The sequence below is a fragment of the Microbacterium sp. A20 genome, assembly GCF_004794515.1.
Classification (GTDB): Bacteria; Actinomycetota; Actinomycetes; order Actinomycetales; family Microbacteriaceae; genus Microbacterium.
Genome location: NZ_SSDF01000090.1, coordinates 205,301 through 224,440 on the forward strand (window position 1 = coordinate 205,301; position 19,140 = coordinate 224,440).

15 protein-coding genes are annotated in these 19,140 nt (G+C 68.1%); 11 read left to right on the forward strand and 4 right to left on the reverse strand.

Annotation, left to right across the window (positions count from 1 at the left end; translation table 11 throughout):
• The first annotated feature begins 3 nt into the window (after window positions 1-3).
• The 5 genes from DW298_RS16910 to DW298_RS16930 are packed head-to-tail and all read left to right on the forward strand — an operon-like array spanning window position 4 to window position 7,372.
• A complete protein-coding gene (locus tag DW298_RS16910; protein ID WP_136043620.1) occupies window positions 4-1,785 on the forward strand; it encodes an ABC transporter ATP-binding protein in 1,782 nt (593 codons plus the stop codon).
• Window positions 1,782-2,867 carry a glycosyltransferase family 2 protein gene (locus DW298_RS16915; RefSeq protein ID WP_168429552.1) on the forward strand — a complete coding sequence of 362 codons (1,086 nt, stop codon included), beginning with the start codon at window positions 1,782-1,784 and terminating at the stop codon, window positions 2,865-2,867. Before DW298_RS16910 ends, DW298_RS16915 begins: the two co-directional genes overlap by 4 nt.
• The gene (locus DW298_RS16920; RefSeq protein ID WP_136043622.1) at window positions 2,860-4,017 is read left to right on the forward strand and encodes a glycosyltransferase; all 1,158 of its coding nucleotides are present in this window, start codon (window positions 2,860-2,862) and stop codon (window positions 4,015-4,017) included. The genes DW298_RS16915 and DW298_RS16920 overlap by 8 nt, the downstream gene beginning before the upstream one ends.
• Window positions 4,014-5,138 carry a glycosyltransferase family 4 protein gene (locus DW298_RS16925; RefSeq protein WP_136043623.1) on the forward strand — a complete coding sequence of 375 codons (1,125 nt, stop codon included), beginning with the start codon at window positions 4,014-4,016 and terminating at the stop codon, window positions 5,136-5,138. Before DW298_RS16920 ends, DW298_RS16925 begins: the two co-directional genes overlap by 4 nt.
• Before the next feature lie 53 nt (window positions 5,139-5,191).
• On the forward strand, window positions 5,192-7,372 hold the full coding sequence (locus DW298_RS16930) for a glycosyltransferase (protein ID WP_168429553.1): 2,181 nt from the start codon (window positions 5,192-5,194) through the stop codon (window positions 7,370-7,372).
• Window positions 7,373-7,391: 19 nt separating this feature from the next.
• On the opposite strand, the gene DW298_RS16935 is transcribed toward DW298_RS16930, so the two are convergent.
• Entirely contained in the window at window positions 7,392-8,900 is a 1,509-nt protein-coding gene (locus DW298_RS16935) for a cell wall-binding repeat-containing protein (RefSeq protein ID WP_168429554.1), read from the reverse strand.
• 126 nt (window positions 8,901-9,026) lie between these two features.
• Between DW298_RS16935 and DW298_RS16940 the strand changes: the two genes are divergently transcribed.
• The 6 genes from DW298_RS16940 (at window position 9,027) to DW298_RS16965 (ending at window position 15,572) form a co-directional block, all read left to right on the forward strand.
• Window positions 9,027-10,253, forward strand: a complete 1,227-nt coding sequence (locus DW298_RS16940) for a glycosyltransferase (protein WP_136043626.1) — start codon at window positions 9,027-9,029, stop codon at window positions 10,251-10,253.
• The gene (locus DW298_RS16945) at window positions 10,250-11,353 is read left to right on the forward strand and encodes an acyltransferase family protein (RefSeq protein WP_168429555.1); all 1,104 of its coding nucleotides are present in this window, start codon (window positions 10,250-10,252) and stop codon (window positions 11,351-11,353) included. The genes DW298_RS16940 and DW298_RS16945 overlap by 4 nt, the downstream gene beginning before the upstream one ends.
• 37 nt (window positions 11,354-11,390) lie before the next feature.
• Window positions 11,391-12,695 carry a nucleotide sugar dehydrogenase gene (locus tag DW298_RS16950; protein WP_136043628.1) on the forward strand — a complete coding sequence of 435 codons (1,305 nt, stop codon included), beginning with the start codon at window positions 11,391-11,393 and terminating at the stop codon, window positions 12,693-12,695.
• A gap of 177 nt (window positions 12,696-12,872) precedes the next feature.
• Window positions 12,873-14,009 carry a UDP-galactopyranose mutase gene (gene glf / locus DW298_RS16955; protein ID WP_136043629.1) on the forward strand — a complete coding sequence of 379 codons (1,137 nt, stop codon included), beginning with the start codon at window positions 12,873-12,875 and terminating at the stop codon, window positions 14,007-14,009.
• Between the two features lie 10 nt (window positions 14,010-14,019).
• A complete protein-coding gene (locus DW298_RS16960; protein ID WP_136043630.1) occupies window positions 14,020-14,838 on the forward strand; it encodes an ABC transporter permease in 819 nt (272 codons plus the stop codon).
• Complete coding sequence (locus DW298_RS16965) at window positions 14,838-15,572, forward strand: ABC transporter ATP-binding protein (RefSeq protein WP_136043631.1); 735 nt, start codon at window positions 14,838-14,840, stop codon at window positions 15,570-15,572. Before DW298_RS16960 ends, DW298_RS16965 begins: the two co-directional genes overlap by 1 nt.
• A gap of 33 nt (window positions 15,573-15,605) precedes the next feature.
• Here DW298_RS16965 and DW298_RS19440 read toward each other — a convergent pair whose 3' ends face one another.
• The 3 genes from DW298_RS19440 to DW298_RS16980 are packed head-to-tail and all read right to left on the reverse strand — an operon-like array spanning window position 15,606 to window position 19,077.
• Window positions 15,606-16,211 carry a hypothetical protein gene (locus tag DW298_RS19440; RefSeq protein WP_168443202.1) on the reverse strand — a complete coding sequence of 202 codons (606 nt, stop codon included), beginning with the start codon at window positions 16,209-16,211 and terminating at the stop codon, window positions 15,606-15,608.
• The gene (locus DW298_RS16975) at window positions 16,208-17,170 is read right to left on the reverse strand and encodes a glycosyltransferase (protein WP_136043633.1); all 963 of its coding nucleotides are present in this window, start codon (window positions 17,168-17,170) and stop codon (window positions 16,208-16,210) included. Before DW298_RS16975 ends, DW298_RS19440 begins: the two co-directional genes overlap by 4 nt.
• Complete coding sequence (locus tag DW298_RS16980; RefSeq protein ID WP_136043634.1) at window positions 17,167-19,077, reverse strand: glycosyltransferase; 1,911 nt, start codon at window positions 19,075-19,077, stop codon at window positions 17,167-17,169. The genes DW298_RS16975 and DW298_RS16980 overlap by 4 nt, the downstream gene beginning before the upstream one ends.
• Window positions 19,078-19,140: the final 63 nt, after the last annotated feature.

Here is a 19,140-nt window from a genome sequence, read left to right on the forward strand (position 1 = left end):
AGCATGAAGCTCATCTGGAAGACTCTGCGGTCCATCGTTCCCCTGCTTCCGGCGCGGGCACAGCGGTTCCTGTGGATGTACGTGATCTCGACGAGCGCACTCGCGATCCTCGACGTCGCGGCGCTGATGCTGCTCGCGGTATCGGTCACCTCGATGGTGCAGCTGGACGACGTGACGCTCCCGGTGATCGGCACGATCACGAGCGACGGCTACATCTGGATCATCGCGACCGTCGCTATTCTCATCATCACCAAGTCAGCTCTCGCGGTGACGTTGCAGTGGTTCGCCACGCGCCGTTTCGCGACATTCGAGCTCGAAATCGGCGATCGGCTCTTCGACGCGTACATCCGCGCTCCGTGGACCGAGCGCCTCAAGCGCAACACCTCCCAGCTCGTGCGCCTGGCGGACGTCGGCATCGCGAACGTGACGTCGGGCTTCCTGCTCCCGGTGCTGGGGCTCCCGCAACTGCTGTGCACGTCGGCGGCGGTCATCCTCGTGCTCGTGGTGGCGAACCCCGTCACGGCGCTCGTCACGATGGTGTACCTCGGTTTCATCGCCCTCATCCTTTACTTCTGGATGTCGCGAAAGTCCGTCGAGGCCGGCCGTGTGAACCGGGACTACTCGTTCCGCGTGGCATCGCTCATGACCGACATGGTCGCGGCGCTCAAAGAGATCACGCTGCGCAACATGGCACCGGACGTGGCCAAGGTCGTGCACGACAACCGCATCCACACCACCAGGGCGCGCGCGAACCTCGGCTTCCTCGGCGCATTCCCTCGTTTCGTGCTCGACGCGGCCCTCATCGGCGGGTTCCTCCTCGTCGGTGGCGTCGCCTTCGTCATGGGCGGTGCCGCGCAGGCGATCTCCGCCGTCGCGGTCTTCGCCGTCGCGGGCTTCCGGCTCGTGCCTTCGCTCACCGGTTTCCAGGCTGTTCTCACGCAGGCCACCTCGAACGTGCCGCACGTCACGGCCGTGATCAGCGATATCGAGGCGGCAGAGGGCTACCTGGAGCGTGCCGAGCGCATCGGGCACGATCCGCTGTCGTCCGAGCCGCGCAGCCTCGTGCTCACCGATGTCGCCTTCACCTACCCGGGAAGCGAACACCCGGCGCTCAGCGGCGTGAACCTCACGCTCCCCATCGGCAGCACCCTCGCTCTCGTCGGTTCGTCGGGAGCTGGCAAGTCGACGCTCGTCGACCTCATCCTCGGGCTGCTGGAGCCGACCGAAGGCACGGTGCGCCTGGATGACCAGAACCTGCATGACGTCATGGCGGCGTGGCGCTCGAAGGTGGGCTACGTGCCGCAGGATGTCGCGCTGTTCGACGGGACGATCGCTCAGAACGTGGCACTCTCGTGGACGAGCGACTTCGATCGAGACCGTGTCGAGACCGCACTGCGCCGCGCCCAGCTCTGGGACATCATCAGCAAGCGGGCCGGTGGCATGGACGGCAGGGTCGGCGACCGCGGCATGTCCCTCTCCGGCGGGCAGCGTCAGCGTCTCGGCATCGCGCGGGCGCTCTACAGCGACCCGCTGGTGCTGGTTCTCGACGAGGCTACGAGCGCGCTTGACACCAAGACCGAAGCCGACGTGACCTCGGCGATCCAGGAGCTGCGCGGCGATGTGACGCTCATCTCGGTCGCCCACCGCCTCGCGACGATCCGCGACCACGACCAGATCTGCTACATGCGCGACGGCGGGATCGCGGCGACCGGAACTTTCGACGAGGTCATCGAAGCCATGCCCGACTTCGCCGTGCAGGCACGTCTCGCAGGACTCGTGCGGTGACAGCCCCCCTCCTCGACGTCGTGATCGCGGTGCACGCCACCACGCGTCCGATCGGTCGCGCTGTGTCATCGATCCTCAGCGACGGGGTGGACGACGTGCGGGTGACCGTGGTGTGTCACGGCGTCGACGTCGGCGAGATCGCTGCCGCTGCGGGGCGCCCGGAGGGGCCCACGCTCCGGTTCGTCGAGTACCGCGACGGCATTCCGAGCCCGGCGGGACCTTTCAATCACGGCATGCGGCTGGCCGAGGGAGCGTACGTCGCGATCATGGGGTCGGACGATTTCGCCGACCCCGGAGCTGTACGCGCCTGGAGCGACTACGTGCGCACGCAGCGACCCGACGTCGCCCTGATGCGGCTGCGTCGCCAGAACGGTCCCGTGCTGGCGAGCCCGCTGACACGCGTCGGGCGTGCGCGTGCTCTTGATGCCGTTCGCGACCGCCTGTTCTATCGCACGGCACCGCTGGCGCTCATCCGCCGGGACCTGCTGTCGGACCCCGCGCTCCTGCTCACGGAAGGTCTGCGCACCGGCGACGACATGGCGATGTCCGCCCGGTTGTGGGCGGACGGTGCGCGGATCGACGTGATGCACGAGGCCCCCTGTTACGTCATCGGCTCGGATGCGGGCGACCGCATCACCGAATCCAGGATGACCATCGGCGAGCAGCTCCGCGCGGTCGAGCTCCTCATCGAAGGCGATTGGTGGCGGGGTCTCCCTGATCGCGTGCGCACGTCGCTCGCGATCAAGATGCTCCGCGTGCATGTGCTCGACGCCCTCCTCGGACGCGCGACGACCGACGCGTGGACCCCCGAGGGCCGCGCCGACCTCGCGCGGATCGTCGACGCGATCGTCCGCGATGCGCCGCGCGCGCTGGTGCCGCTGTCCCGAGCGGACCACGCCCTGATCGAGGTCGCCCGGCACGCGAGCGCGGACGAACTCGTCGCGGCGATCGCGCGCCGTCGCACGGCGGGGCGACGGGAGACGATCCTGCCGCAACAGTGGTGGAAGGCATTCGACCGGGAGAGCACCCTCGTGCGGTTTCTGCTCTACCGGGTGAGACGAGGAGGAACCGAGCGTGGTTGATTCCACATCAGATGCAGGCGAGACCCCGACGGTCCTCGTGCTGTCGTTCTCGCCCATTCGTCGCGATGCGCGGGTGTTGAAGCAGGTGCGCCTGCTCGAGAACGACTACCGCGTGGTGACGTGCGGCTATGAGGCGGCGCCGAGCGATGACGTCGAGCACATCGAGATCCCCGCTGACGCCCGGGTCGACAACCCCTACGGACGCTTCGTGTCGCTGCGGCAGTATTCACTCGCGTACTGGCGTCTCGCGGGAGTGCAGTGGGTGCGTGAGGCCCTCGCCGGCCGACGGTTCGACGTGATCATCGCGAACGACGTGCAGGCGGTGCCGATCGCCCTGGCCTTGCGCCCGCGCGACGGCGTGCTGGCCGACCTGCACGAGTACTGGCCGCGTCTGCACGAGGAGAATCGGGCGTGGATGCGCTGGATCTCGCCGTACTACCGCTGGATGTGCCGTAAGTACGTGCGGCGGGCCGACGCCGTCACGACGGTGAGCCCCGGTCTGGCGAAGGAGTACGAGCGCGAGTTCGGATTCGCGCCCGAGGTCGTCACGAACGCCACGCCGTTCGCGGATCTGCAGCCCTCATCGGTCGACGCACCGTTGCGCCTCGTTCACAGCGGAGCGGGCCTGCGCAATCGCGACCTCGGGCTGATGGTCGACGCGGTCAACCGTTCGACGGCAGACGTGACGCTCGACCTGTACCTCACGCCCAACCACCCGGACTACCTCGACGAGCTCCGGCGTCAGGCAGAGGAGTCGGGTCGCGCCCGACTCCGCGATGCGGTGCCCTACGACGAGCTGATCACGACGCTCAACGACTACGACGTGGGAGTGTTCGTGCTCCCGCCCGTCAACTTCAGCTACGCGCATGCGCTGCCGAACAAGTTCTTCGATTTCGTGCAGGCGCGTCTCGGTGTGATCGTCGGTCCGTCGCCGGAGCTCGCTCCCACGGTGGATCAGTACGGACTCGGCAGGGTCACCACAGGGTGGGGTGTGGAGGCGCTCGCGGCGACGATCGACGCGCTGACGCCCGAGGACGTGCGGGAGTTCAAGGTCAACGCCGCCCGCGCGGCCCACGAGCTCTCTGCCGAGGAGGCGGTCGGCCCATGGCTGCGCGCCGTGCAGCGTCTCGTCGCGGGTGATACCCGATGACGCAATCGCTCCTCATCCTGTCGTTCTCGGACATCTCTGCCGACGCCCGCGTTCTGAAGCAGGTCGCGGCGTTCCGCGACCGCTACGAGGTCACGACCTGCGGATACGGACCTGCCCCGGAGGGCGTAACCGATCACGTGCAGCTGCCGTCGGACCAGGAGGTCTGGCGATACTCGCGTGCGCTGCTGATCCTGCGGCAGTATGCGCGGGCATACCGGGAGAACGGTGCGGTGCGCGCCGCATCCGCCGCGCTCGACGGCCGTCGATTCGACATCGTGCTCGCGAACGACGTGGACGCCGTCCCGCTCGCCCTGAGCCTGCGTCCGCGCCAGGGGGTGCACGCCGACCTGCATGAGTTCGCTCCCGCGCAGAAGAGCGAGCTGTTGCGCTGGCGGCTTTTCGTGGCGCCGTTCATGTCGTGGATCTGCCGCACGTCCGTGACCCGAGCGACGAGCGTGACCACGGTCGCGCACGGGATCGCGCGCGAGTACCGTCGGCGGTTCGGCATCGCCGCGGGTGTGGTGACGAACGCCACCCCGTTCGCGGATCAGCCGCCGACCGAGGTGCATTCGCCGCTCGCGCTCGTGCACAGCGGCGCGTGCTTTCGCAACCGTCACCTCGACATCATGCTGGACGCCCTGGAGCTGACGCGAACGCCGGCCACTCTCGACCTGTACCTCACTCCCAACGACCCCGCCTACCTCGCGGAGCTGACCGACCGGGCACGGTCGCTGCCGAGCGTGCGAGTGCACGATCCGGTGCCGTACCGGGAACTGGTGCGTACGCTGCACGGGTACGACGTGGGGGTCTTCGTCCTTCCGCCGGTGAACGTCAACTATCGGTGGGCGCTGCCCAACAAGCTGTTCGACTTCGTACAGGCCCGTCTCGGTGTGGTCGTGGGGCCGAGCCCCGAGATGGCCGACCTGGTGCGCGAAGAGGGTTTCGGGCTGGTTGCGGACGACTTCACGGCTGTAGGGCTGGCGCGGGTGCTGGACACGCTGACCCCGGAGTCGGTTGCGGCGCTGAAGCAGCGCTCTGATGAGGTCGCGGTGCCGTTGTCGAGTGAGACCCAGGTGGCCCTCTGGGTCGCCGCGGTCGACCGCATCGCTTCAGGGGGATGAGCTCGAATCAGCGGGGGCCGGGTCCCGCGGGGGAGGATGCTACCGTCGGGGCCATGAAGGTTCTCGTCGTCACGACCTGGTTCCCCAGCGTGGAGGCACCGCAGACCGGAACCTTCGTCGCCGATGACGTGCAGCTCCTCTCCGCGTCACATGAGGTCGTCGTCCTGCACCTCGCGCCACCCGGACAGGTGCGCGACGCGCGCACGGACAGGGTCGACGGCGTCACCATCGTCCGCGTGCCGATGTCGCCGTCGCGCCCGGATCAGCTCCTGCGCGTCGGTCCTGTCATCCGCCGTCATCTCGCCGACGCCGACGTGCTGCACACGATGGCATTGTCGTCGCTGCTGCCGTTCTCGCCGATACGCGTCCGCATCCCCTGGGTGCATACGGAGCACTGGTCCGGACTGATCGCGCCCGAGACCGTCCCCGCCGCGATGCGCGCCACTCTGCCGCTGACCGAGCGTGGGCTCGCGCGTCCTGATGTCGTCGTCGCGGTGAGCGACCTGCTCGCCGCGCGGATCGCCGCGATCCGTCGAGGGCCGGTCGTCGTCATTCCGAACCACGTCGAGTCGCCGGCCGAACCTGCACCTCCGCGGTCGCGAACAGCCGCGGTGCGGCTCATCGCCGTGGGCGGCCTTGTGCCGCACAAGGGCCCGTTGCTCGCGGTCTCCGCCCTGGCCGAGCTGCGACGTCGCGGCGTCGATGCCTCACTCACCTGGCTCGGCGACGGCCCACTGCGCGCCGAGGTTTCGGCGGCGGCAGAGCGTGCAGGCGTCGCGGAGCACCTGCGTCTGGCAGGAGCGGTCGCGAAAGCCGAGGTGACGTCCGCGCTGCAGCAGTCGGATGTCTTCCTGCTGCCGACCGAGTCCGAGACGTTCGGCGTCGCCATCGCGGAGGCCCTCGTCGCGGGTGTCCCTGTCGTGGTCGGCGCCCGCGGCGCGCAGAGTGCGTTCGTCGATGAGCCCGACGGTGCCCTGGTTACGGAACGCACTCCCACTGCCTACGCCGATGCGGTGCAGCGCATCGTGGAGCTCAACAGCGACCGGACGCCGGAGCAGATCGGTGCCGACGCCCGTGAACGGTTCTCGCCGTCCACCCGCGCGGACGCTTATCTCACGGCGTACGCGCAGGCGGGGGTGCCCGTACCTGCGGCGCCTCGCGTCGATGTGGTGATCCCCGTGCACGAGGTCTCCCGCCCGATCGAGCGCGCCGTCGCTTCGGTACTGCGCAATGACGTGCCGCTGCGTGTCACCGTGGTGGCGCATGACCTGGATTCGGACTCGGTGCGCACGCGCCTCGGGGCGCTCGCGGACGACCCGCGCGTGCGATTGACCGAGCATCGGGACGGGCTCCGACGACCGGCCGGCCCGTTCAACCACGGTCTCGACCTTGCCACCGCCGCATTCGTGTCGGTGATGGGCTCGGACGACGAGCTCGAGCCACATGCGATCGACTCCTGGCACCGTCGCGCCGTGCGGGACGGCGCCGAGGCGGTGATCCCGGTGCTGGCGCATGCGGGAGGGCGTCCGGTGCCGACCCCGCCCACGCGGCCTCTGCGGGTGCGCAGACTCGCGCTCACGAAGGATCGTCTGTCCTATCGCAGCGCCCCGCTCGGTCTGGTATCGCGCTCGCGGTTCTCCGATCTGCGTTTCGACACGACCGTCGCGACGGGGGAGGACATCGGCTACGTGACGACCGTGTGGTCGCGTGCGACCGGGGTGAGCTTCGACCGTCGCGGCCCCGCGTACCTGGTGCATTCCGACGCCGAGACCCGCACGTCCACGACCACGCGACCCGTCACCGCCGACCTGGGCTTCATCGACCCGCTGCTCGCGTCCGACGACTTCCGTGCGCTTTCGGCGGCGGCGCGGGCGAGCGTCGTCGTCAAGATCCTGCGAATCAACGTGATCGGCGCCGTGCACAACCGCCGTGCCGCGGCGTGGCCGGGCGCCGATCGCGCCTCGCTCGCTCGGGTGGTCGGCGCCCTCCGCGCGGCAGCCCCTGCGGCGGAGCACCCGTTGTCGCTCGTGGATCGCCGCATCCTCGACCTCGCCGCCGACGAGGGCTCCGCGACCGCGAGCCTGCTCGCTCAGACTTCTCGACGCACGAACCGACTCGCGCCCGCATCACTCGTCGCGCGGACCCTCACCGGAACACTGCACCGGGAGGGGCCGTTGCGGATGGCCGCGGCGTCCGTGTTGGCGCTCGTCCGTGTGCGGGGGTGGCGGGCTTAGACGGGGCCCGCCACCGTGCTCATACCTTCGAGGCGCGGTATCCCGCAGCCCGTGCAGCGGCCTCAGTGCGGAAGCACTCCTCCGGGTCGGTCTTCGCATAATCGCGGCCGGTGGGCACGTGGTAGATCCACTCACCCTTGCTGTTCTGGTTGCCCTTGATCGGTGCCCAGGCCGGGCAGGTCGAGAACGACGCAGGCGGCGTGCGGTCAGGGTAGGCGATCCGCGCGGTGGCGGACGAGACCCGGGCGACGGTCGTGTAGCCGGCCTGGGTGCCGGTCACGCGCACGGAGAGCGTCTTGTTCACATACGCGGTCGTGACGGAGAGGGAGGGACCGGTCGCGCCGCTGATCGCCGTGCCGTTCGCGAGCCACTGGTACGCGAATGCCGTGCCGGTCGTCCATGACCCGGGGTTCACGCTCAGCGTGTTTCCGACGCGCGCCGTGCCCGAGATGCTCGGAGCGGCGGACGTGAGGCAGCCGGTGCCCGCGGCCGCGGCCGCGCTCACGGAGGACGTGCCGCCGAGCACGACGCGCGAGGTGAGCCCCAACGCTGCGGCGCCGCTGCGCACGGGCTCGGGCACGCACGCGGGACTCGTCACGTACAGAGGAGCCCCCAGACGCCCGGCGAGTGCCGCGCCCGAGAGCGCGTCGGGGAATGTGAGACCCGTGGCGAAGAAGCCGGTTGTCGTACCGACCTCGAAGTAGGCGGAGTTGATGCCCGCGGCCACGGCGTAACGGTCCGCGCCGCCGTAGCGCTGGACGGTGTAACCCGCGGAGCGGAGCTGAGCCTCGATTCCGGATGACACGGAGGCGGCGCCGCCCGCGATCGAGATGGTCGTCGCCTCAAGGTCCTTCAGCAGGTCGAGGGTGGCCTCCGGGACGCTGCTGCGCGTGCCGTCGACGAGCACGACCGGTGCTTTCGCCTTTCCGGCCGCTCCGGACGCAGCCAGCGCGTCGGCGAACGTACGACCCGTCGCAAGGAACACCTCGGTCGAGGACTCTTCGGAACTCAGGAACGCGGTGCCCGTGATGTTGCGGCTGGCCTCGTATCGGTCGGCGCCGCCGATGCGCTGGGTGGGCGCGATGCGCTGGAGTTCCGCGAAGACGGATGCGGAGACCGATCCCGTGCCGCCGACGACGACGATCCGCTCCGGCTGCAGGTCGCGCAGCGCAGCAGCGACCGACGTGTGCAGCTGGTTGGTCGGGGTGAGCAGCAGCGGGCCGCCCTCGAGGGCCGCGGCCGCTGCGGCGGACAGTGCGTCGGGGAAGTCGGAGCCCTTCGCCACGTAAGCGACCGGAACGCCCGGGGCGTACTTGCGAGCGATCTGCACGGAGACGGCATACCGGTCGGCACCGCTGAGACGCGTCACCCCGTCGGGGAACGGCTCGATGACAGGTCCGGCGGCAGTAGCCACCGATGAGACCGTGGTGGATGCGGAGGCGCTCGCGGGCGCTGCGATCGCGCCGGGCGCGAGCGCGGAGGCTCCCAGCGCCAGGGCAGTGACGAGGGACGTGAGGGTGAATGTCATGACGCTCCAGTGCGCGACGAAGAGGTGGAGGACGCACGGAGTGCTCTGTCCGGCCGAGGGAGGTCGGTTGCGGCCAGCATACGATGGACACGGTGCCTTGCGCACTGTCGGCGAGGAGAGGCAAGGATGACGCGACTGCTGCTGTTCACGAACGAGTATCCGTACCGTACGGGGGATGTCGTCTTCGTGGAGAAGGAGATCGGCGAGCTCGCTGAGGCCTTCGACGATGTCGTGATCTTCTGCCATGCCCGCGACACGTCTGCCGGACTCGTCGAGATGCCCGACAACGTCACGCTCGGCGCCAACCTCTTCCTCCCCGCGCCGGAAGATAGCCCGCGCGCCATCCTCCGCCCGCACGCTCTGCGGATGCTGATCGCGGCCGGGTGGCGGGAACTCATGGCGGGGAGGCTGATGCGCAACGCCCTCGCGTTCGTGCTCGGCTCCCGTGTCGGGTTGACCCAGGCCGACCGCATCGCCGTGCGCTCCGCGATCGAGGGCGCCGACGACGTCGTGGCATACGCATTCTGGGGGATGGGCGGGGGACAGGCTCTGCCGTGGCTGCGCGGGGTGCGTCGCCGTGTCGCCCGCGTGCACGGCTACGACCTGTACGAGGAGCGCGCGGCGTCGGGCTATCTGCCCGCCCGGCCCTATTACTACGCGAGGGCAGACCGCATCCTGACGATTTCCGAGCACGGACGGGACTACCTCCGCGGGAGGTTTCCGTCGCTCGCCCGCACCGACAAGGTCATGGTCAGTCGACTCGGGGTCGACGGGCCCGATGACCTGCAGCGCGGCGAGCAGGAAGACGCCGTCGCCTTGGTCTCGTGCTCGACCCTGAGTGGACTCAAGCGGGTGCCGCTCATCGCGGACTCGGTCGCCGCCTACGCGCGTGCCGCAGGACGCCCGGTCGAATGGATGCACTTCGGCGACGGCCCCGAGCGCGCGGCCGTGGAAGCCCGCGTCGCCGACGCGCCGGAGAATCTCACCGTCACGCTCGCAGGGAGCACCGCCAACGCGGACGTCCTGCGTTACTACGAGACGCACCGCATCGACGCCTTCGTGAACTTGAGTACGACCGAGGGTGTGCCGGTGAGCATCATGGAGGCGATCGCCAGAGATATCCCGATCGTCGCGACGCGCGTCGGCGGAACCCCCGAGATCGTCGGCGAGGAGCATCGAACGGGCCGGCTCGTGGAGCGCGACACCACCGCGAAAGACGTCGCGGTCGCGCTCGCCGCCGTGATCGATGCGCCCGCCGGCACGTTCGCGCCGCGCGCGCGCTGGGAGACGGAGTTCGACGTCCGCTCCACCGGTGCCAGGGCGGCGCGGCTCGTCGCCGGTGCGGACTCGTGACCCCGTCGACGAACAGCGGGCCGGCCGCGACCGCTCCCGAGCGCCCGGCAGCCCCGCAGCGTCGATGGGCGCTGGACGTGCTCCGCATCGTCTCGGTGATCGGAGTGGTGGCCATCCATGTGTTCGGGAACATGGTCGGCAACGACGCCGTGCACGGCAGCGCCCGTTGGTGGGGTGCCGTCGTCGTGGACCTCGGCTTCGTGTGGGTTGTCCCCGTCTTCGTGATGATCAGCGGCGCCTTGATCCTGGAACCGCGCCAATACGCCAAGGGACCCGCAGACTTCTATCGCCGCCGCCTGCTGCGCCTCGGGCCGGCGTTCGTCTTCTGGCCGCTCTTCTACGTGTTCGTCGTCAGCAGCGTGATGGCGGGGCGGCTCGCGGACTGGCGGGGGTTCCTGCTCGGTGTCGTCGATGGCCGCAGCTACACGCATCTGTACTTCCTCTGGCTGATCGTCGGACTCTACGTCGCGGCACCGGTGTTGGCGGCGTTCCTCCGCGACGGTGGTCGTCGCCGCGCCGCGGTGTTCGCCGGGGTCGTGCTGGCCGTGACCGTCGCGACCCTGGTCTCGGCCACCGTGCTCACGGCTGCCGGGTACGACCGTTCGCTGTCGCAGAGCGCACTCACACAGTGGCTGCCCTATGTCGGTTTCTTCCTGGCGGGATGGGCGCTCCGTGACACCGTTCTGCGGGGATGGAAGCTGATAGGGGTCACCGCGGTGGCGGTCGTCGGGACGGCATCGGTGATCGTGCAGTACGGCCGTCAGGACCACCTGCCGCTGCTCGGAGTGCTCTTCCCGATCAGCTACTACGGCCCGATCGTGGCGATCGTGGCGCTTGCATGGTTCGTCGTGGCGATCAGCGTGCTTCGTGACTGGCAGCCCGGTCGTGCCGCGGGCGTCGTGCGGGTGCTCTCAGACGCCTCATTCGGCGTCTTCCTGGTGCATTTCGCGGTGATCCACCTGGTGCGGACGGTGCCGGCCCTCGCGCCGACCGACGACGACCTGCGCATCACCGTCCTGGTCTGGGTGCTGGTGTGCGTCATCTCGTTCGCGCTCGTCGCCGCGCTACGACGCGTTCCGTGGGTCAACCGTCTCGTGTAGCGGTCGAGGGGTGTGCGGCGGCCATAGACTAGAACCCATGCGCATTGCTGTCGTCGCCCTCGGAAAGATCGGGCTTCCCCTCGCTGTCCAGTTCGCCTCCTCCGGTCATGACGTCATCGGCGTCGACGTCAACCAGCACGCGGTCGACACGATCAACAAGGGGATCGAGCCGTTCCCCGGTGAAGCGGAACTACAGGAGCGCCTCGCCGAGCTGATCCCGTCGGGACGTCTGCGTGCGACCACCGACTACGCCGAGGCGATCCCCGGCGCAGACGCGGTCGTCCTCGTCGCGCCGGTCTTCGTCGACGACGACACCTGGGAGCCCGACTTCCGGTACATGGATGCCGCGACCACCTCGCTCGCCGAGCACCTGACCCCCGGAACCCTCGTCTCGTACGAGACGACGCTGCCCGTCGGCACGACGCGCGAACGCTTCACCCCGATGCTCGAGGCCGGCTCCGGTCTCACCGAGGGCACCGACTTCCACGTCGCCTACTCGCCCGAGCGGGTGCTCACCGGACGCGTGTTCGCCGACCTGCGCAAGTATCCCAAACTCATCGGCGCACTCTCCGATGAGGGCAACCGTCGCGCACGCGAGTTCTACGAGGCCGTGCTGCAGTTCGACGAGCGCCCCGACCTGCCGCGCCCGAACGGCGTGTGGGATCTCGGTTCGACTGAAGCGTCCGAGATGGCCAAGCTCGCCGAGACGACCTACCGTGACGTCAACATCGGTCTCGCGAACCAGTTCGGCCTCTTCGCGGCCGCGAACGGCATCGACGTCTACAAAGTGATCGAGGCCTGCAATTCGCAGCCGTACAGCCACATCCACCGCCCGGGCATCGCCGTCGGCGGACACTGCATCCCGGTCTACCCGCGTCTGTACCTCTCGACCGACCCCGACGCAGACATCGTTCGCGTCGCGCGTCAGTTGAACGCCTCGATGCCGGACCGCTTGGTGGCACAGGCCGAGGGAATTCTCGGTGATCTGAGCGGTCAGCGTGCCGTCGTGCTCGGTGCCGCATACCGAGGAGGCGTCAAGGAGACGGCGTTCTCCGGAGTCTTCCCCACGGTCAAGGCACTGAAAGACCGAGGAGCGGAGGTCGTCGTGCACGACCCGCTGTACACCGACGAGGAGTTGCGCGGTCTCGGGTTCGAGCCGTACGCCATCGGCGGCGAGGTCGACCTGGCGATCCTGCAGACCGATCACGCCGACTACAAGGAGCTGACTCCGGCGCAGCTTCCGGGTATCAAGCTCATCGTCGACGGCCGTGCGGCCACAGATGCCGCGCGCTGGGCCGGTACGCCGCGCATCGTCGTGGGAGCGGCGCAGGCCGGGGTCTGACACCGACTCTCCACACGGTTCGCGCCGACGACGTCGCGAACGGGTCTGCGTCCTGCCATCCAGGCGTTGCCGGGCCGTGGCGATCCTCGCGGTCGTGCTCAATCACCTCCGTCCCACCAGGTCACGGGGATCCGCGCTGGCTGAAGCTCACAGCCGGACGCCGATACGATGGAGTACATGGATCTTCTCGTCGTCGGGTCGGGTTTCTTCGGCCTCACCATCGCTGAGCGTGCCGCCGAAGCCGGCCGCAAGGTAACCGTCATCGACCGCCGCCCTCACATCGGCGGCAACGCCTACAGCGAGGCAGAGCCCGAGACGGGTATCGAGGTCCACCGCTACGGTGCGCACCTCTTCCACACGTCGAACGCGACGGTGTGGGAGTACGTCAACCGCTTCACCAGCTTCACGAACTACGTTCACCGCGTGTACACGACGCACAAGGGCACGGTCTTCCCGATGCCGGTGAACCTCGGCACGATCAACCAGTTCTTCCAGTCGGCCTACACCCCCGACCAGGCACGGGCGCTGGTCAAGGAGCAGGCGGGCGAGTTCGATGCCAAGACGGCCGCGAACTTCGAGGAGAAGGGCATCGCCCTCGTCGGGCGCCCCCTCTTCGAGGCGTTCTTCCGCGACTACACCGCGAAGCAGTGGCAGACAGACCCGCAGAAGCTCTCCGGCGACATCATCAGCCGCCTCCCCGTGCGCTACACGTACGACAACCGCTACTTCAACGACACCTGGGAGGGCCTTCCCACCGACGGCTACACGGCGTGGCTGGAGCGGATGGCGGACCACCCGAACATCGAGGTCAAGCTCGGCGTGGACTACTTCGACGACGCGCAGCCGCTCAGCAAGAAGGCCACCGTCGGTCAACTCCCGGTCGTCTACACCGGACCGGTCGACCGCTACTTCGACTACACCGAGGGCGCGCTCAGCTGGCGCACGCTCGACTTCGAGCAGGAAGTGCTGAACGTGGGCGACTTCCAGGGCACGAGCGTCATGAACTACCCGGACATGGATGTGCCGTACACCCGCATCCACGAGTTCAAGCACTTCCACCCGGAGCGCAAGGACGTCTACGAGCAGGACAAGACGGTGATCATGCGCGAGTTCTCGCGTTTCGCCGAGCGGGAGGACGAGCCGTACTACCCGGTCAACACCCCGGCCGACCGCGAAGGCCTGCTGGCGTACCGCGAGCTCGCCAAGGGGGAGAAGGGCGTCCATTTCGGCGGCCGACTCGGCACGTACCAGTACCTCGACATGCACATGGCCATCGGCTCGGCGCTGTCGCTCTGGAACAACTCTCTCTCCTAGACTCGACATCGTGAGTCACGCTGCTGTCGGGGCGCCCGGGACGCCCCGGCGCTATCTGCATTCGCTGTGGCTGCTGTCGGCCCGCGACCTCAAGGTCCGCTATTCGACCAGCTTCCTCGGCTACCTCTGGTCGGTGCTGGATCCGCTCGTGATGAGCGCGATCTACTGGTTCGTCTTCACGCAGATCTTCCAGCGCGACGTCGGTGAAGAGCCGTACATCATCTTCCTGATCAGTGCGCTGCTCCCATGGGTGTGGTTCAACGCCTCCGTGTCCGACTTCACCCGGGCGTTCAAGAAGGATGCCCGTCTCGTGAGATCGACCTCGATCCCGCGGTCGATCTGGGTGAACCGGATCGTGCTCAGCAAGGGCATCGAGTACCTTTTCTCGTTGCCGGTTCTCGTGCTGTTCATCATCGTGAACCTCGTCGTGGAGCTCGACCCGAATCAGACGGTGCAGGTCGGCTGGGGAATCCTCTGGATGCCGGTGGCCGTGCTCCTGCAGACGATCCTGCTGGTCGGGCTGGGGCTCCTGGTGGCGCCCCTGTGCGTGCTCTTCGTCGACCTGGAGCGCACGACCGCGCTGATCCTGCGAGCGATGTTCTATGCGACGCCGATCATCTACAACGTGACCGATCTCCCCGGCATCTTCCAGACGCTCGGAGCATTCAACCCGCTCGCGGGAATCTTCATGCTCTACCGGATGCCCTTCTTCCCCGACCAGTGGAACCCGTTCACGCTGACGATCAGCGTCCTGATGAGTCTGCTGATCCTGGCGCTCGGCATCTGGACCTTCCGCAGCCTGGAGCGACCAGTGCTGAAGGAGCTGTGATGTCCTCGGCGATCGAAGTGCAGAATCTCGGCGTCCATTTCCGTCGGAACAGGCGGGGCAGCCGCAGCTTCAAGGACCTTTTCGCTGGTGCTTCGCGGCGGTCGCGTCCCGGCGAGTTCTGGGCGCTGCGCAACGTGTCGTTCTCGGTGCAGCCGGGCGAGTCGATCGGGGTCGTCGGACGCAACGGGCAGGGAAAGTCCACGCTTCTCCGGTTGGTCGCCAAGGTGCTGCTCCCCGACGAGGGCACGGTCACGGTGAACGGGGGAGTCGCCCCCCTGATCGAGATCACCGGTGGCTTCGTGGGAGACCTCACGGTGCGGGAGAACGTGCGCCTGACTTCGGGACTCCACGGGATGTCGCGCGAGGAGGTCTCGCGCCGCTACGACGGCATCATCGAGTTCGCCGAGCTCGCCGGGTTCGAGGACACGCCCTACAAGCATCTCTCGAACGGCATGAAGGTCCGCCTCGCGTTCGCCGTCGTGTCCCAGCTCGATGAGCCGATCCTGCTGGTAGACGAGGTCCTCGCCGTGGGCGACAAGGCTTTCCGCGACAAGTGCTACAAGCGGATCGACGAACTGCTCGCCGAGGGGCGGACGTTATTCTTCGTCAGTCACAACGAGCGCGACCTCCGACGGTTCTGCACCCGCGGGCTCTACCTCGACAAGGGCGAGCTCGCGCTCGATGCGCCGATCGCCGAGGTGCTCGACCGCTACAACGCCGACTACGCGGTGTAGCGGTCAGCACTCGAGAGCTGATCGGTGGTCCGCTCAGAGCCCCGCCAGACTCCGCAGCGCGTTGACGGACTGCCGTGCGGCATCGACGGCCCCGGCGACACCGGACTCGTTCGTGATCGCGGTACGGAGTTGCGTGAGACGCTGTGCGTAGTCCGTCACGCCGTCGTACCACTTCGAGGCGATGGAGGAGGGCGCCTGGGCGTCCGACAGCCGCTGCGCATCCTGCTGCAGCGTGTCGACGACGGGGAGCGCGTCCTGCCCGCTCGCGCCCGCGATGATGTCGAGCCCGCGGGGTGCCGAGTTCAGCCAACCGCTCACCTGACCGCGGAACACCTCCATGGTGGGGTCGGTCGCGGGGGGAGGCGTGAGGGCTGGGGTCGGCTCCGGCTCAGGAGCGGTGGTCGCCGTCGGGGTGGGCGTGGGTGTCGGCGTCGACGTGGGAGTCGCGGTCGGCGTCGGTGATGCGGACTCGGATGGGGTGGGAGAGTCGCCCCGCGGCAGGAGGAAGAAGAGCAGCAGGCCCACGGCCACGAGAGCGGCCACCGAGAGACCGACGATGAGCCACACCCGTCCGGTCCGCTTCGGCTGCGGAGGCAGTGGCGCCCAGCGCAGCTCCGGCTGCGATTCGTCCACCGTCATCCCTCCAGAGGCGGCATCGGCTGCCAGCTGCGGTCGCGGCCGGCCTTGCCGCCGTCGCGGATGCCGCGGAAGAGGTTGCTCGTGCCGCGCACGGTCCGCTCGACGAACACGAGCCGGATGAGTTCCTTGAAGAAGGTCGCCGCGGTACCGAGGCCGAAGAGCACCGGGTTGTAGACGCCGTGGACGCGGTAATACTGCTTGATGAATCCGCGGTTGCGCATGATGTAGTAGCGATACGCGTTGCTCGACGCGTTCATGTGGCGGATGCCCATGTCCCACTGCTTGATCTCACGGGTGCGGCGCAGCACGAATTCGTCCACGATCACGGCGGTGGTCAGGCGCGAGGCCAGCCAGCCGTACATCTGGTCGTCCCAGTAGATGAAGAACCGGGGATCGGGCAGGCCGATCTGCTGCACGATCGAGCGATGGATGAACATGCCCTCGAAGCAGCCGCTGTTCATCTCCTTGTAGCCCGTCTCGTCGAAGCCGGACGGAGCGAAGGGGATCGGGATGCCCATGCGCTCGGCGATGCGGTACTGCCAGTAGAACTCGCTGCCGTCGTAGTCGAAGCGGCGGCCCTGGATGCTCTTGAACCTGCTGCTCCAGGCGCCCATCTTCGCGAGCCCCTCGGTGAGGACTTCGACGTCGTCGTCCATCATCCAGATCCACTCGGAGCCGAGCTCGTACGCGGTGCGCATGCCCTCGCTGAAGCCGCCGGAGCCGCCGGTGTTCTTCTCGAGTCGCCGGTACACGATCTCGGTGCCGATGTCCTCGCGGAACGACTCGACGACGTCGGTGGTGTCGTCCGCCGAGGCGTTGTCGATGACCACGACGTGGCCGGGTTTGGGGTCCATCGCGGTGATGCTCGTGAGCAGACCCGAGAGCAGGTGAGAGCGGTTGAAGGTGACGATGACGATCGTCGCGGACGCGGGGTCGAATGCAGCGGGCGCCGCGGTCATGCCTTCTCCTCGAAGATCTGCTGCCAGGATTGGGGTGAGACGAGATCGGGCAGCGCCTCGCGGTACTGCTTCTGCAACTCCGGCCAGCGCCGGCGGAGTTCCGCATGCAGCCGCACCGTGTCTCGCAGCATCCGCCGGTACTTCGCGCGGTCGCGCGTGTAGATGTTCTTCCCGGAGCCGTCGGCGGCGCTCACCAGCGCGCTGTCGAACGCCGGGACACGCCACCAGTGCGCATCCTCCTTGCCGAATTCGACCTCTGGCTGCGCGATGTTCGCCGGGGCCGGGCGGTGGAGGAAGTGCGAGGTCAGGGTGGAGAGGGTGAACAACCGCAGCCGGAGCCCCTTCGGGCTGTCCAGGTCGTTCTTCGGGAGCTGCTTGTACACCTGGCGGCCACGTCGCGAATGCAGCACGGCGGACGGGTCGCGGTGCACGATCGTCTCCGGGAAATCGGCCGCGAGGGAACGCGCGGCGGGCATGGCGGTCGCGAGGTTGCGGCGCATGTGCTCGGGCCCGGACAGGATGTCGCGCAGGGCTTGCGCACGCAGTGCCACGGGGTAGTACTGCATCATCATGAGGTGCTTGAGGTCGACGCGGCGACTGTGGACGAGCAGCCGGCCGCCCCGCGGCGCGTTCGAGTGCAGGAGCCCGGCCACGATGCGGTTTCGGGCATGGAAATACGCCTGCCAGTCGATCGAGTCGTCCTTGTTGACCCACGAGATGTGCCAGAGCGCGACGCCGGGCATCGACACCGTCGGGAAGCCCGCCTCACCCGCACGGAGACAGAATTCGGCATCGTCCCACTTGATGAAAGCGGGAAGCGACAGCCCCACCTTGCGGATCGCGTCGAGAGGGATGAGGCACATCCACCAGCCGTTGTAGTCGGCATCCATGCGCATGTGCAGGAGCGTGGACTGCCGCAGGTTCGAGACGCCGAAGTCGTGCGGCATCTTCTCCTGGTAGAGGTTGCGCCACATGAAGGGGTGATCGTCCACGACCTCGGCCCAGCCGTGGAGCTTCGGGCGGTCGAGCAGGTCGAACATGTGCCCGCCGACCAGCACCGGGGTGGTCGCGTACTGGCCGAAGACGATCGAGCGACGCAGGGACTCCGGTTCGAGGCGCACATCATCGTCGAGCAGCTGCACGAAGTCGCTGTCGGGGCGCTGAAGCGTCTCGTGCATGGCCCGGGCGAATCCTCCGGACCCACCGAGGTTGTCCTGACGGATCACCTGGAGCGTCTCACCGAGGGTCGCGGCGACGTCGTCGTAGCCCTCCTGATCCGCGACGAGCTGGGTCCCCTGATCGATCAGGAAGATACGATCCACGAACTCCAGCGCATCCGGCGACGCCGCCAGTGCGCGAAGAGTCTCCACACAGTAGTCCGGCTTGTTGTAGGTGGTGATGCCGAGCGAGGCCTTGCCGGTGCGCGTCGGTTCCTGCTCTGTCGTCCATTCCGCACCCTCGAGCACGGCCGGCTTCTCATCGGCGACGATGTCGAACCAGATCCAGCCGCCGTCGCTGTACTGCGTGAGCTCGAGATCGAAAGACGTCGTCGCCTCGCCCGTCACCTCACGCGTGGCGACGCGCTGGCGGACGCCAGATCCGTTGGAGCGGTACACCAGGATCGTCGCCGGCCCGGTCGTGCGCACCGTGAGCTGCACCTGTCGGACGCTCGTCCAGTGCTGCCAGTAGGACGCGGGGAAGGCGTTGAAGTACGTCCCCATCGACACGCGCCGCCCGGCCACGATGCGGGCGCGATGCCGACCGAGGATGTTCCCGAGGTGGGCGCGATTCGAGACGCGGACGGGTTCGTCCTCGATCACGGACCAGGTCTCCGGGTCGGCGTAGAGCGGAAGGAGGTCGGGGTCGCGATCAAGTGGGAAGACGACGTTCTGAAGGACGTGGGCCACTGGCAGGTTCTCCGATGTTGGTGCCGCAGACCACTGTCAGAGGACAGTGCGGGACTCGACGAG